Raw genomic sequence first — 14,324 nt, 5'->3', positions numbered from 1 at the left:
GAATTGAAATTGTACGGAACTTCCATCAAAGCAGATTGAAGACAAACTTTTAATCGCACCATTTGTGGAATTGAAATAAAACTCGGACCGCCACAATCGGCAATCCGAAAACTCCTTTTAATCGCACCATTTGTGGAATTGAAATTAGATGAAAACAACCCTAAATCGCTTGGGTTAATAGCTTTTAATCGCACCATTTGTGGAATTGAAATTACGTTTTTAGCAGATGCGCTAAGACGCTCTTGTAATCTTTTAATCGCACCATTTGTGGAATTGAAATATAAAGGAAGGAATTGCTAAAATAAAGAATTTGCCTCTTTTAATCGCACCATTTGTGGAATTGAAATAACACGCAGGCACAGCAGGCCCAGCGCACGATTTTTCTTTTAATCGCACCATTTGTGGAATGCAAATTCACTGATTTTATTGCGTAATTAAAATTATCAATTGATGGGGCACTTATTGTGGAAATAATTTGTTATTACTTTAATTGGCAGTTTTTTGTCTGGTTAAACTTTTTGTGCATTTTTTATTCATGAGTGCGGGGCTTAAGCCGGTATGGCAGTCAGCTTGGAATATTGCAAACGAATTTTTGGATGACAGATGCATGTGATAGTATCTACTATTTTGGTGATGGAATCTATGCCTTCAGATAAATTGACCCAAATAAATTATAAATTTGGAGAGGATCAATACAATTAAACGAAAATGAAATATCATTTATAAAATTGAGCCTTTAGATTTATATTCCTAATTCGGAATTTTAAAAAATGATTATAAAAGAATGAATAATGAAAAGAATTAAGGGAGTTATTAGTTTAAGTGCCATGTTCATCTGGTTGGCTTGTGATCAATCAAATGAAATGAATCCATATCCAACAAGTATTCCTTCATGTCTTCACCATGTGTTGGATTCTATCCGATGCAGCACTCTAAATTTTCAACTTTACGAGTTAGACACAAGACAGGGTAAAATGTATCATTTAAATAACAGCAGTTTAGCGGATGAGAAAGAGTGGGTCTATGATGTGAATTGCAATGCAATTTGTTATGTCGATTGTATTTGTATCCCTCCGGACAAATTTTGCGAGCAGTGGGTATTTGAAGGTGGAGTCAATCTCATATGGAAAAACAAATAGGAGTTAGTATTTCATTTTATGTAAATTTGATTCTGGACAGTATTTATACTGAAAAGTTATAAAATCAGAATGGATAGGTTATAAATGGTGGATTTTTCAGGATTGATTTTTTGGAGTGAATAATAGAAAGATTATTATCTTTAAGATGGAAAGCCACATTCATGAAGTATATAAATTGGATCAGATCATTTCTTTTATACCTTAGTGCAGTATTATGTTCTATGACAAGCTATGCACAGGACAGCCTTCGTTCATCCAATCTACCCTTAGTTCTGATCAGTTCGCCCATAATTCCGATACCTGATGAGCCCAAAATCAATGCACACATAGCTATCATTGACCACCACACTAAACGAAACTTTGTAAAAGATACTCCTACTTTTGAAAGTGATATGCTGATTGAAACGCGAGGCAGCTCGTCTCAATCATTCTTTCCCCAAAAAAGTTTTTCACTGAAATTTATCGATAGTACAGGCGAAAATTACAATGCATCTGTGATGGATATGCCTGAGGAACACGATTGGATACTCTATGCTCCATACAATGATAAGACTTGTCAAAGAAATGTCCTCAGTTACTTAGTTTCCAACGAGATCGGGATGTATGCCAGCAAAACAAAATATTGCGAACTCTATATTAATGGAGACTATCAAGGTATATACGTGTGGATGGAGAAAATCAAAAGAGACAAAAACAGAGTGGATATCGCCAAGCTGGATAGTTCTGACTTGAGTAGTGAGGATTTAACAGGAGGGTATATTTTTAAAATCGACAAAACTACCAGTGCCGGGGGTGAAGGTTGTTTATCCAATTATCCTACATCCACCGGTCCTCATTTAGTTTATCAGTACGAGTATCCCCAGTTTGAAGATTTGCAAGATGAGCAAAAAAATTATTTGTGCAGTTATATCGATTCGTTCGAAAAAAGTTTGGTCAGTCCTCTTTATAGAGACACTGCAAAAGGATATCGGCGATTCGTTGACGTAAATTCTTTTTTCAATTATTTTATTCTCAACGAAATCAGTAGAAATGTTGATGGATACAGATTGAGCACTTTTCTATACAAAGACAGAAATGCCAAAATTCATATAGGACCTCCTTGGGACTATAATTTAGCCTGGTGGAATGCGGATTATTGTCAGGGTTCATGGGACAATGGTTGGTCATATCAATTTAATTCTTATTGTCCGACAGATCCATTCCCGGTACCTTTTTGGTGGGATAGATTTTTGTCAGATACAGGATTTACCAATGCCCTTAAATGCAGATATTCTGAGCTCCGAAGAAATGTCTTACAGGAAAAACAGTTATTTTATTGGATTGATTCTATTGCTCATATTACCGATGAAGCCAGAGCAAGGCATTTTGCAAAGTATCCAATACTAGGAAAATATGTATGGCCAAACCCGTCACCACTGCCACAAACGTTTGAACAAGAAATAGCGGCACTAAAGGTTTTTATTGTGCTGCGATTGCGTTGGTTGGACGATAACATGCCGGGAACATGCCGGATCTCAAATTCTATAGAGGGCTCTAAAGATGAATATCAATTGTTCATACATCCTCAACCTGTGAAGGATATTTGTTTTTTAAATACACCCGAAGGCCATTTGGACGAAATACGGGTTTATTCTATCGATGGCAAAGACCAAAGTGTCGGTTATGAGAAAGATCCTACACAAGAATCGGTATTCAAACTTCACGTTGAAAAGTTAAATCCCGGTATGTATGTGCTTGTAGGTTTTATTGATGGACGCTCTTTCACAGCCAAGCTATTGAAACTTGAGTAATCTATCTTTTATATATTTGAATTGGCTTGAGTAGAAAATTCCTTAAATAATAAAACATTTGCTTGAAATAGCAAAAATCCATATGCCAAATCTTCTATAGGTATTGTTTTTATTCTCAAATTGATGATTTCAGATGGATTGTAGTTGACTACTGGTGAAGGTATAAAGCTACCTGTTAATACTCCATTGACAAATAGAAATCCAGGCAATAGGCATATATATATGCTGAATATTTTGAAGACAAGATCTGATTTAGTGATAAGAAATGTGAAGATAGTAAAAATAGCATTAAACAAAAAAGTATAAAATGGATAATCTCTTTCTTTGAAATAGAACATAACGCTAACCGATAATAGAAAATAAAGAACTTGAAATATTCTATTGTATCTTTTGGTCCAGGACCAGTTAAAAAATTTGTCAAGACAGAAATAAGTAAACATGCAAGAGAAAGGGATACAGACAAAAAACATCCATTCTTCAATTGGTAAATTAATAATATCGGTTCCAATTGTATAAGTATGATCAAACCACCAAATACCTGCTTTAGTAAAGATAATATCCCAGGCAATAAAGGGTATTGCTACCAATCCTATTGAAGGAAACAAGAAATTAAAGTGAAGATGGAATTTAATTTTTTTATGATATGAGAACAGAAAACAAATGATGACTGCAAAGAACAGAACTAATAAGTATGTATAATGTAAATAAGGACTCATTGTATTATTTTAAATAGAGTTTGAAGTATTTAATTGGTACCCATAAAAATCCAAAGCACTCGCCATTTTCTTTAGAGATATGTTTGTGGTGTTGCTTGTGGGCTCTCTGATTGCCTTTAAATATGGATTTTTCGTTTGCTGTAGGACTTTGAGTCGCTGATGGATGAAAATGTCATGTACAAAAAAATATGAAAAACCGTACATTGTTATACCAATTCCGATGTATAATAATTGCGAGTAGACAGTACTCACTCCGAGGTAAATCAGTAGAATAGCAGGCGTTGCAAAAATAACAAAAAACCAATCATTTTTTTCAAATGCGCCTTTTGTAGAATGATCATGGTGATCTCTGTGTAAAAACCAAAGGAACCCATGCATCACATATTTATGGATAGTCCAAGTAGCTGCTTCCATACTTATGTAAGTGGATAGTATTATTAATAGATTCAACATGTACATTTATTTTGAGAGGTGACAAATGTGATATACTACAAGCGGTATTGATACTTTAAGTAATAAAGTTTTGATAGTATTGATTCTATACTCATTTGTTTTTCTATATTTTGATTTATGCTCATTTGGCATACCAACTTAAGCAAGGATCTCGATTTTGAATGAGAAGGATAATTCATTTTGAAATAATAAATTTATATTTCAAATTGCTTGAAATGAAAATAAGCAATTTATTGAAATTGTTAATACGGATTCTTGCTTTCATAATTTCAGATGCTGGCGTTTTTTTAATTTTGTGAAAGAGCGCTGAATAATATCGAAATGCCAAATATACTCCAAATCTCGAGTTATGTGGAAGCTTGAGTATTCCTTTTAGTGCTTCCGCGAATTCCATCTCAATTTCTTCTTCTATTATTTCCTTTGTGCCTGTATCAAATACCTTGGACTGAATATTTGGAAAGTATGATCTTCCCAGTGTGTTCAGATCCTGCTTGATGTCTCTAAGGAAGTTTACTTTTTGAAAGGCTGAACCTAGTCTCAATGCATAAGGTTTAAGTTCTTCAAATAGTTTTTTGTCTCCTTGGACAAATATTTTCAAGCAAATAAGGCCTACTACTTCTGCTGATCCGTGGATGTATTGTTTATATAAACTATCATCATATTTGATGTCCTCTAAATCCATTTTCATGCTGTTTAAAAAATGTTCAATCAGCTCCCTATCAATTCCCACTTTATTGACAGTTTCTTGAAATGCTTGAAGCACTGGATTGATAGAAATCTGGTCGTGTATTGCTTGCCATGTTTCCTTTTCTAGTCTTTGCAGGAGTTCCCGTTTGTTGGCCTCATGGAAACTATCCACTATTTCATCTGCCAACCTCACGAAACCGTATAGGGCATATATATGTCCACGTATATTTCGATCTATACACATAATTCCAAGTGAAAAGCTTGTGCTATATTTGTGGGTTAGCATCTTGCATGCTTGTCTTGAGAATTCATCGAAAACTTGCTTCATATCCTTTAGTCTAGTGTTCGTAAAATTTGCTTTGCAACAATTTTTCCAGAAATAATCGAAGGGGGAACTCCAGGTCCTGGCACAGTGAGATGACCTGCATAATATAAATTTTTGATCTTTTTATTTTTGATGGACGGTTTTAATATAGCAGTTTGCTTTAAAGTATTTGCAAGTCCATAAGCATTTCCTTTGAATGCATTATAATCGCGAATGAAGTCAGATATGCAAAAGGACTTTTTATAATCTATATGACTTTTCAGATCTGTAAAACCAGTGTGTTTTTCAATTCGTTTGAGCATCAATTCAAAATAATATTCATGCAAATTGGGTTTGTCAGAAACTCCAGCTGGAATCGGCATTAATAAGAAAAGATTTTCATGATTATGTGGCATTACAATGCGATCTGTCTTGGATGGGCAGCATACATAAAAAAGTGGGTTGCTAGGCCATTTGCTTTCTTTATATAACTCATGTAAGTGTTGGTCTAATGAAGGTTCAAAGAATAGGGTATGGTGGAGCAAACCGGGCAATGGCTTGTCCAGTCCCAAATAAAAAATTAAAGTAGAAGGAGAAAGAGATCTGCTATCCCAATATTCTTCTGAATAATTTACACAATCTTTTGGCAACAAGCTTTCTATGTGATGATAATCTGCTGACGCAACTACCAGATCCGTGATGATTTGATTTTCGTTAACCTGTAAGGATTTGATTTGATCGTTGTAGATCGTCATTTTGTGGACGGAACAGTTACAATGGATTTTTACTCCTAGTTCTATTGCAATGGATTGCATGGCTTCTATAATTTTAAAGAACCCTCCAAGCGGATATTTTGTGCCAAGTACTAGTCCTCCATAATTCATCAAACTATATAGCGCGGGAATCGATTGTGGTGCTGCTCCTAAAAAAATCACTGGAAATTCCATAAGTGCAATCAGTTTTGGATGTCGGAAGTACTTCCTCACAAAACTTCTAAAATCACTGAATAAATTGAGCTTCATGACACTTTTAAAAATGTCCAAAGTGAAAAACTCTGTTAGAGATAAGCAGGGTTTTTCAATGTAATTGGTCATACTGACAGTGTATTTGATCTTCGCATCTTCCATAAAGGCATTTAGACGTTTTCCAGCACCAGGCTCCATCGATTCGAATAGTTTGGTTAATTCACTAAAATCTTTGGGAATTTGAATTGTGCCGTCAGAAAAAACCATTTCAAACTGTGGGTCTAGTGAAATCAGTTCATAATATTGGTCAGATTTTTTCCCAAAATCAGCGAAGAAATTTTCTAATACATCGTGCATCCAATACCAACTTGGACCCATATCGAAGACATAACCATCAGGAGTTTGGATTTGACGTGCACGTCCTCCAAGAGAATTGTTTTTTTCATAAATATCGACATGGTGTCCTGATTTTGCTAGATAGCATGCAGCAGATAAACCAGACAGACCACCACCTATGATTGAGATTTTTTTAAGCATATCCTATAGATAGTTTTGGGTTACGGCTTCTAATAGATCAGAGCTGGCAATGTTTTGTTGGAATATAGATTTATGAAACTTGTCAAGTTTGTTTAATGCATTTATTAGAGTGCATTTATCCGAATGGGATAGGTGCCCAGTGACTATTCTTGAAGCTAATTTTATTTTAGGCATGATAGCTTGCAGGGCTTCAAGTCCTTGCCGCGATATTTTGATAATTTTTTTTCTTTTATCATTATTTGATTCAGTTTGGATTATCCAGTTATGTTCAATTAGCCGAGAAATCACTTTCATGCCAATAGATTTGTCATGGATATTCATTTTGATCAGATCCATCTTTGACATTGGCCCTTTTTCTTTAAGATTGATCAAGTATATAAACTCATCTTGGGTAGAAAAATCTGAATCTGACATAGCAGATTTCGAGTATGTCTTTGCGTATTTGTTTAATTGATTTAATAAAGTGCAGATGATACTATCCATAGATCTGCCCTTTTCTTTTCCATCCCAATGTGGATTGTATTTGACTTCATGCTGGTATCCAGCATGATTTATATTCCATTCTATGAAGCCCACATAATCTAGAGTGTACTGGCCTTTTGGTTCATGAGCATAGAAGGATTCCAGTTTTTCTAAAATATTTTTTAATAATTGCATCATATATCCCTTTTATAAGGTGTAAAAATACACATTATGAATCAAGTATAAGAATAAATTTACTCTAAAATTGATTTATTCTAAGTTTTTAACCTAATGATATATCACTGCATCGATTCCGACAGGATTGGGTGGATCTCGTTCTTATGGGTTTGCTTTTGGAAAACAAGCATTGAATACAACGGATAAAATCTAAGTGGTCGTCTTGGTAATATGCTTCATGCCTTCCCTTACCGTCAATCCTGATAGTGTATTTTTTTCGATAAATTTTTTAACCTTATCTGGCTCGTATTTTGAATATTGTCTCAGTGCCCAGCCAGCTGCTTTTTTTACAAAAAACTCTTTGGAATCAGCTCTGCGTAAAATCATCTCGCACATTAAAGGAAAATCTGTGTCCCTGGCATATCTCAATTGTACAATGTGTGCAGATCGCTGATACCAAATGTTGTCCGATTCGATCCATTGTTCGCATTTGGTTCTCAGCATTTTTGGTTTACTTTTAAGCAGATCACCAAGGAAATGGGGTGTGATTCCGTCAACTGTGTCCCACCAGGAATCTTTAACAATATAAGGTTCAAAAAATTCAACCCAATTGACATCCATCTTTTTGGTCAATCGAAATCCCAGGTCGAAACAAATGTATTTATATTCCCTGTACGGTTGTTTCCAGCAGGTGCTCATCCATTCAGCAAAATCACTGATTTTTTGAAATGGAAATTGAGTATTTGCGAATCTGCTGATTTCTTTTCTTTGCGGTGAATTGATGCCCAGGTAGTCAAATTGATCCCGCATATAAGCCTTCATTTGGCTGGCTCTTTCAGGGGAAGCAACTTGAAGCAATTCGGTCTCCAGATATTCGAATCGTTTTCTATTCGAAGCATTCATCGGTTATCGCAAAAGTGTTACAGTATTCGTGGTTTTAGATTCCTTTTCTCCACGTCTTTGGTAAGTAAGATGGTAAATATAAACTCCTGCAGGCATCAGGTTGCCTTCATTCTGCATTTTCCCGTTCCACCCTTGACCGATCTGATCTGTCTGGAAAACTCTAGCACCCCATCTGTCAAAAATTGACAAACTGTACTTCTCCAAATCCGGAAATTGACCGACAGGCTTGAATTCTTCATTGGTGCCGTCACCATTAGGGCTAAAGGCGGTAGGCATAAATATTGTAAAATTTTCATAGACAAAAACTCTTGCTTGAACCGTGTCGGTGCAAAGGTACTTGTCCACAGCAATAAGGTCTATGGTGTGCCAACCCGGACGATCAAATTGGATCCTGAGTTCTTTATCAAAATAGAAATCCAAGCTGTCAATCAGCCAGCTACGACCGGTAGTTGTTCTGCTGGTATCTACCAAATTGATAACGGCATTTTTTAAATTGATTCTCGTTGAGTCGAGCGTATAACCCGCTACAGGTGGTGGATATACCCTGAAGACATTTTTAAATTCTGCTTCATTGTAACATCCTAAAGGGGATGTCACCTTGAGCTTCACATCATAAGTGCCGATGGAATCAAATTGATGTCTGATGGACCCACCTGTGACGCCGGCACCGTCAGAAAACTCCCATTGGAGTTTATAAGAAGAATCAGTAGGAAAGCTGATGTTGCGCAGACTGACTTCAAGAGGAATACAGCCTTCGGTGTGATTTGGATCAAAGATCAGTATTTTAGGTGCTGGATAATACTCAAGAATTCTATTTGCTTTTTGAATGCAGCCGAACTGATCTTCGATTGCCAGTCCGATTTGATATTTTCCCGGACGGACGTACTGGATGGAGGCGTCAGGATTGTTGCTGGTAAATCCATCTCCTAAACTCCACGAGAACTCTTTTATTGTACTGGCACTGGAACTAGAATTGTTAACAAATGAGACCGGCCCTGCAAGGCAAGTATCAAAATTGACAGTAAAATCTGCTTTGAGGTCAGGTACGAGTCTGTTCGAATAGAAAAGCGAGTCTGAACATTCCAAGCCAGGGTTTAAATACATCTTGCCTATGTGAATTCCTCCTGTATCAAATTTTATGGAGGGCGACCATTTATCAGAACTATCTATTCCTCCGTTATTCTCATATTGCCATTGGATACCGCTTATAAAATTCTGCAAATAGCTTTTATTATTGAAGCTGAAACTGTCTGAATTGCAAACTAAAAATTCGTATTCTCTTCTGCCTATTTTTTTGCCACCACCCAGTTCTGCTACAACTGTGCCCTGACATATCGCTACATTGAACTGAAAATCCCTTTGGACGGTAGAAAGCAAGATCCCGTTTCTGTATTCATGGACGCATACACCTACGACGAATTGACCTACATCATTAGGTTCGCCGGTGATTAAACCGGTAATTGAGTTAATCGTGACAGCGGGATTGCCTCCCATTGGGTTTTGAGGACTATAGTACGGAAGACGAAAATTCACTTCCTCAAATGGAGGCGGGCAGTCGGGATTTGGGATAATCATATCGCATCCGATATTGCTCAGGCCACCACCATGCAGTGGTGCGCACAAATCGTAAATTAACAAATCCCCGTCGTCGTCTATTGCTGAGTGATCAAATGATAGTGGATTATTTACACAAACTACTGTAGGAGGGAAATTTTTGAATCTGGGACTGCTGTTGCACGATAATTGCGCCTCTGCACTAATTGAGATCGTATAAGTTACGCCGGTGCTGTTTGGAGAAACGATATTGGTAATCGTATAATTTCTACAACACCTTTGCCATACAATTACATATTCATCGTTGTAAATAGGAAGATCGATATAGGATTCATATATGCCTACTTCTACTCCAATGTTTCCTGGTAAAACTAAACATTTATATGTTGGATTTTGGATCAGATTAGGTGCACCATTTAAATTCACATTGACTTCATTCCTATTGTTGATCTTGTATATCTCGTAATTGTTTTTGACCTTTCTATATATCGTATAACCTAAGGGAGTATCAAAACCAGCACCATTCCCAAATTTGTCACGATAAAGTTCTATGGTGATTTTATATCTACGCGAAGTACTGTCAGTGCCATTTTTTCCATAACCTTGACACTGATAATACATTTCACCACCGATGATATGTGCTGCCTCCATCCTGATCGTTGCGAGACAAAACAAACCCAGAAATATAAACTTAAAAACTCCCATATGATGCATCAAGCGCATGGATTAAACTGCTTATGTAAGTGTCAAACATACAAAATATTATACATTGAATCCAAAAACCAACCTTTTTGAAGTTTGAGCAGATATTATGTTCCTGCCATCCCAAACGCATTGACCATTTACCCATGTAGACATAATTTTCCCTTTCAGGTAATCATTATCCAAAGGTGTCCAGCCACATTTGTACAGCACATCACTGTTTCTGATCTGAGTAGTGCCATCAGGGTCAAACACCACCAAATCGGCATAATAGCCCTCATCAAGAAAACCTCTACCTCTTAGTTTAAAGCAGATGGCAGGATTGTGAGCCATTTTTTGGACTACCCAAGTAAGGTCTCTTTGATTTTTCTTTGCGGTTGTATAAGCGAGCAAGAGAGAGTGCTGCACGAGTGGCAAACCGGAAGGCGATTGAAGATAGTTTTGAGTTTTCTCTTGGAGAGTATGAGGCGCATGATCAGTAGCTATGACATCTATATTTCCGGATTCCAAAGCGTTAAAGATTGCAATTCTGTCATGTCTGGATTTTATCGCAGGATTACATTTTATGAGGTTACCTAATCTTTCATAATCATCATCACAGAAGTACATATGATGGACACAGGCTTCAGCTGTGATTTTCTTTTGGGACAAATCCAAAGCAGGTTCAAAGAGTTTGCACTCTTCAGCGGTACTGATGTGTAATACGTGTAGACGAGTTCCATGTTCTTTTGCCAGCTCTACAGCGCTTTTGGAAGAAATCAAACAGGCTTCACGACTCCTGATGAGTGGATGATGTTGAGCCGATAACTGAGACCCATATTGCTCAAGAAAGAGTTCAGAATTCCGTTTGATCGTGTTTTCATCTTCACAATGGGTTGCAATCAATCCAGGGAATGAGGAAAATATTTTTTCTAAAACTTCCAATTTATCAACGAGCATGTTCCCTGTGGATGAACCCATAAAAATTTTCAATCCACAAACATTTTCCAGATTAGTCTTCATCACTTCATCGTAGTTCTCATTGGTGGTTCCCATATAAAAACTGAAGTTAGCATGTGATTCGGCAGCTGCTATTTGATATTTTTGTTCCAATAAAACCTGGCTTGTTGCCTGAGGTTGGGTATTAGGCATTTCCATAAACGAGGTGACACCGCCCGCAACTGCAGCAGCAGATTCAGTTTTTATTGTCGCTTTATGGGTGAGTCCGGGTTCTCTGAAGTGCACCTGATCATCTATGCATCCGGGGATAAGCGCCAGACCTTGTAAATCGATAACCTTGGCCTGAGGGTCAGAAATGTCGCTTGCTATTTTCTCTATTTTTTCTCCTTTGACGAGAAGGTCCGCTTCCCGAATTTGTGAGCGATTAACGATTTTTGCATTTTTAAAGAGAGTTTTTTGCATATTGCTTCATCAATGAATATATGATAAACATCCTTGGTAAATGACTTGTTTTGAAATAAGCTGATGACTAAAGTTCAATTGTATGAGCGATATTCATGAGCTTTGTAATTATTTTATACAGAATAGATGGTTTTCTCTCCTTCAATTTTTACGATTGGTGTTTTAGGTGGCGGTCAACTAGGAAAGATGTTGGCAATGGAAGCGATGCGACTGGATTTGAATATTAAGTTTTTGGATCCGGTGATTGATGCTCCTGTTTCTGGTGTTTGCTCTCAGTTTGTATTGGGTGATTTTTGCAAGAAAGCTGATATTTTAAGTTTCGCCGAAGGCTGTAAAGTGCTTACTATCGAAAGAGAAGATATTCTCCTTGAGGCTTTGGAGGATTTAGAAATCCAAGGAGTAAATGTTTATCCACAAGCTTCTATACTGCGCATTGTGGTGGACAAACTGAGGCAGAAAGAATATTTTTTAGCTTCAGGATTTGATTCAGCACCATTTTTTCCGGTCAATGGCAAAGCAGATATCAAAATCTTGTTGGAAAGTTCTTTGATACAATTTCCATTTGTGCAGAAAAAAAGACAAGGAGGATTTGATGGGAGAGGAGTTAAGATAGTTCGATCAGAAGAGGATCTTCAAGATCTTCTTGAAGGTCCATGCATAGTTGAAGCCATCGCTCAAATCGTCACCGAAATCAGTGTCATCGTTTGTAGAGATGCATTGGGACGGCAAGTGGTTTACGAGCCGGTATCCATGGACTTTCATCCGGAAGGAAACATGGTTGAATTTCTGGTTTGTCCTGCAGACCTGCCTCCTGATTTCGCTCTTCAAGCTAAAGCCATAGCTCTCTCATTATCAGCAAAGCTAGAACATGTCGGATTGCTAGCAGTGGAGATGTTCTGGAACAAGGACAGCTCCATTTGGATTAATGAAATAGCGCTTCGACCTCATAACAGTGGCCACCATACTCTTGATGACGGTAGTGTAAGCCAATTTGAGAACCATCTCCGGGCAATTTGTGGCCTTCCTCTTGGATCAACCGAAGCATCAGGTCCATCTATAATGATCAATTTGCTGGGTTCAGAAGGCCATACAGGATTGGCACAGTATATAGGAATGGACGAGGTTATGATAGATCCCCATGTGCACATTCACCTCTATGGAAAAACACATACTAAGCCTCATCGGAAAATGGGACATGTGACTATAACTGGCACGGATTTGGCTGCCATGAAGTCTAAAGCGAATTGGGTAAAACAAACACTTCGTGTCATATCTTCTGAAACAAATTAAATGAAAGTTGGAATAATAATGGGGTCAGATTCTGACCTGCATATCATGCGGGAAGCAGCTGAAATTCTGGATCACTTTGCCGTATCATATGAACTGAGAATCATCTCTGCCCATCGTACACCAGAAGCTATGCTCGAGTATGCGCATACAGCCATGGACCGTGGACTGAAGGTGATTATAGCAGGTGCCGGAGGTGCTGCTCATCTCCCTGGAATGGTAGCATCGGCAAGCTCTCTTCCTGTAATAGGGGTACCTGTAAAATCAAAGCAATCTTTGGACGGTTGGGACAGTATATTGTCTATCTTGCAAATGCCCGGTGGCGTACCAGTTGCAACAGTTGCACTCAACGCTGCCAAAAATGCCGGCCTGCTCGCTGTCCAAATACTCTCTGTCGCAGACAAACAGCTGTCTGAAAAAATGGTGAAGTATAAAGATGAAATGAAAAAAATGGTATTGAATAAAGACGAGGAACTCAATCGTTCGCACTCTCAGAAACTGAATGAACGATCTTAATAAATTCATCTACATTCAAACTCGCCCCACCTACCAAAAAACCATCAATGTCATTTTGCTTAGCCAAAGCTAGAGCATTTACAGCTTTCACGCTCCCTCCATACAGTATTTGTGTCTGAATGCTTAAATCATTGCCAAAGCGAGCACTAAGCCATTTTCTGATGGAAGCATGCATTTCTTGAGCTTGTTCCGGACTGGCATTTTTTCCGGTCCCGATTGCCCAAACAGGTTCATAAGCGATAACAATTTCCTCAATATGTTCTTTTTGGAGTGTGGCAAGATCTGATTCCAGCTGGTCCTTCACAAATTCTATATGAGCTTCTTTTTCCCTGATAGGGAGACCTTCGCCACAGCAATAGATAGGTTTTAATCCTGCTTGCAAAGCAGCGTGGATTTTTGCTGAAATTCTTGCATTTTCTGTGCTTTGACGTGCTCTCCTTTCGCTATGACCAATGATGACATAGCTACAACCGAGATCTTTTAACATTTGAGCAGAAATATCTCCGGTATGGGCTCCGAAAAGATTTTCGTTGCAGTTTTGCGCACCAATTTTCAAACTCTCTGATTGAAAAGGCATGAGTGAAAACAAGTGTGTAAACGGTGGGCATATGATCACTTCAACATTTTTTATAGGAAGAGCTCGAGCAACCTGCCCTGCAAGTGTCTTGGCTTCGGAAGGAAGGACATTCATCTTCCAATTTGCTGCAACAATTCTAGATCTTTCCATAAAC

At 37.7% G+C, this 14,324-nt stretch carries 12 protein-coding genes, 1 pseudogene and 1 CRISPR repeat array (1 of these 14 cut by a window edge); of the genes and pseudogenes, 4 read left to right on the top strand and 9 right to left on the bottom strand.

What is annotated here, in order from left to right; all coding sequences use genetic code 11:
- Window positions 1–477: direct repeats of the CRISPR family, unit length 31 nt; unit sequence CTTTTAATCGCACCATTTGTGGAATTGAAAT (it extends 3,098 nt beyond the left edge of the window).
- 314 nt (window positions 478–791) lie between these two features.
- Together IPI99_13650 and IPI99_13645 are read left to right on the top strand one after the other, a co-directional pair.
- On the top strand, window positions 792–1,139 hold the full coding sequence (locus IPI99_13650) for a hypothetical protein (GenBank protein MBK7341546.1): 348 nt from the start codon (window positions 792–794) through the stop codon (window positions 1,137–1,139).
- A gap of 161 nt (window positions 1,140–1,300) precedes the next feature.
- The gene (locus IPI99_13645) at window positions 1,301–2,929 is read left to right on the top strand and encodes a CotH kinase family protein (GenBank protein ID MBK7341545.1); all 1,629 of its coding nucleotides are present in this window, start codon (window positions 1,301–1,303) and stop codon (window positions 2,927–2,929) included.
- 8 nt (window positions 2,930–2,937) lie between these two features.
- On the opposite strand, the gene IPI99_13640 is transcribed toward IPI99_13645, so the two are convergent.
- From IPI99_13640 to IPI99_13605, 8 genes and pseudogenes are all read right to left on the bottom strand, one after another.
- Window positions 2,938–3,645 carry a lycopene cyclase domain-containing protein gene (locus IPI99_13640; protein ID MBK7341544.1) on the bottom strand — a complete coding sequence of 236 codons (708 nt, stop codon included), beginning with the start codon at window positions 3,643–3,645 and terminating at the stop codon, window positions 2,938–2,940.
- A gap of 4 nt (window positions 3,646–3,649) precedes the next feature.
- Window positions 3,650–4,095 (bottom strand): annotated as a pseudogene (locus tag IPI99_13635) (sterol desaturase family protein).
- Window positions 4,096–4,273: 178 nt separating this feature from the next.
- The gene (locus IPI99_13630; protein MBK7341543.1) at window positions 4,274–5,113 is read right to left on the bottom strand and encodes a phytoene/squalene synthase family protein; all 840 of its coding nucleotides are present in this window, start codon (window positions 5,111–5,113) and stop codon (window positions 4,274–4,276) included.
- Between the two features lie 5 nt (window positions 5,114–5,118).
- The gene (locus tag IPI99_13625) at window positions 5,119–6,591 is read right to left on the bottom strand and encodes an oleate hydratase (protein ID MBK7341542.1); all 1,473 of its coding nucleotides are present in this window, start codon (window positions 6,589–6,591) and stop codon (window positions 5,119–5,121) included.
- 3 nt (window positions 6,592–6,594) lie between these two features.
- Window positions 6,595–7,251, bottom strand: a complete 657-nt coding sequence (locus IPI99_13620) for a winged helix DNA-binding protein (protein MBK7341541.1) — start codon at window positions 7,249–7,251, stop codon at window positions 6,595–6,597.
- 189 nt (window positions 7,252–7,440) lie between these two features.
- Entirely contained in the window at window positions 7,441–8,133 is a 693-nt protein-coding gene (locus IPI99_13615) for a DNA alkylation repair protein (GenBank protein MBK7341540.1), read from the bottom strand.
- Window positions 8,134–8,136: 3 nt separating this feature from the next.
- On the bottom strand, window positions 8,137–10,410 hold the full coding sequence (locus tag IPI99_13610; GenBank protein ID MBK7341539.1) for a gliding motility-associated C-terminal domain-containing protein: 2,274 nt from the start codon (window positions 10,408–10,410) through the stop codon (window positions 8,137–8,139).
- A gap of 39 nt (window positions 10,411–10,449) precedes the next feature.
- Entirely contained in the window at window positions 10,450–11,790 is a 1,341-nt protein-coding gene (locus IPI99_13605) for a dihydroorotase (protein MBK7341538.1), read from the bottom strand.
- 126 nt (window positions 11,791–11,916) lie between these two features.
- Here IPI99_13605 and purK point away from each other — a divergent pair, with 126 nt between their 5' ends.
- Window positions 11,917–13,080 (top strand): 5-(carboxyamino)imidazole ribonucleotide synthase, encoded by a 1,164-nt coding sequence (purK, locus tag IPI99_13600; GenBank protein ID MBK7341537.1) that lies wholly within the window; start codon window positions 11,917–11,919, stop codon window positions 13,078–13,080.
- Window positions 13,081–13,593 (top strand): 5-(carboxyamino)imidazole ribonucleotide mutase, encoded by a 513-nt coding sequence (gene purE / locus IPI99_13595; GenBank protein MBK7341536.1) that lies wholly within the window; start codon window positions 13,081–13,083, stop codon window positions 13,591–13,593.
- On the opposite strand, the gene IPI99_13590 is transcribed toward purE, so the two are convergent.
- Window positions 13,553–14,320 (bottom strand): triose-phosphate isomerase, encoded by a 768-nt coding sequence (locus tag IPI99_13590; GenBank protein ID MBK7341535.1) that lies wholly within the window; start codon window positions 14,318–14,320, stop codon window positions 13,553–13,555. The two genes, purE and IPI99_13590, sit on opposite strands and share 41 nt — an antisense overlap.
- Window positions 14,321–14,324 lie beyond the last annotated feature (4 nt).

It is taken from the genome of Saprospiraceae bacterium, from assembly GCA_016710235.1.
GTDB lineage: Bacteria > Bacteroidota > Bacteroidia > Chitinophagales > Saprospiraceae > Vicinibacter.
This window is presented reverse-complemented; position numbering and strand designations above follow the sequence as displayed.

Coding starts and splice junctions, on each gene's coding strand:
- IPI99_13650 (MBK7341546.1), top strand. CDS start 792: ATGAAAAGAATTAAGGGAGTTATTAGTTTAAGTGCCATGTTCATCTGG.
- IPI99_13645 (MBK7341545.1), top strand. CDS start 1,301: ATGAAGTATATAAATTGGATCAGATCATTTCTTTTATACCTTAGTGCA.
- purK (MBK7341537.1), top strand. CDS start 11,917: ATGGTTTTCTCTCCTTCAATTTTTACGATTGGTGTTTTAGGTGGCGGT.
- IPI99_13615 (MBK7341540.1), bottom strand. CDS start 8,133: ATGAATGCTTCGAATAGAAAACGATTCGAATATCTGGAGACCGAATTG.
- IPI99_13620 (MBK7341541.1), bottom strand. CDS start 7,251: ATGATGCAATTATTAAAAAATATTTTAGAAAAACTGGAATCCTTCTAT.
- IPI99_13590 (MBK7341535.1), bottom strand. CDS start 14,320: ATGGAAAGATCTAGAATTGTTGCAGCAAATTGGAAGATGAATGTCCTT.
- IPI99_13610 (MBK7341539.1), bottom strand. CDS start 10,410: ATGCGCTTGATGCATCATATGGGAGTTTTTAAGTTTATATTTCTGGGT.
- IPI99_13625 (MBK7341542.1), bottom strand. CDS start 6,591: ATGCTTAAAAAAATCTCAATCATAGGTGGTGGTCTGTCTGGTTTATCT.
- IPI99_13605 (MBK7341538.1), bottom strand. CDS start 11,790: ATGCAAAAAACTCTCTTTAAAAATGCAAAAATCGTTAATCGCTCACAA.
- IPI99_13640 (MBK7341544.1), bottom strand. CDS start 3,645: ATGAGTCCTTATTTACATTATACATACTTATTAGTTCTGTTCTTTGCA.
- IPI99_13630 (MBK7341543.1), bottom strand. CDS start 5,113: ATGAAGCAAGTTTTCGATGAATTCTCAAGACAAGCATGCAAGATGCTA.
- purE (MBK7341536.1), top strand. CDS start 13,081: ATGAAAGTTGGAATAATAATGGGGTCAGATTCTGACCTGCATATCATG.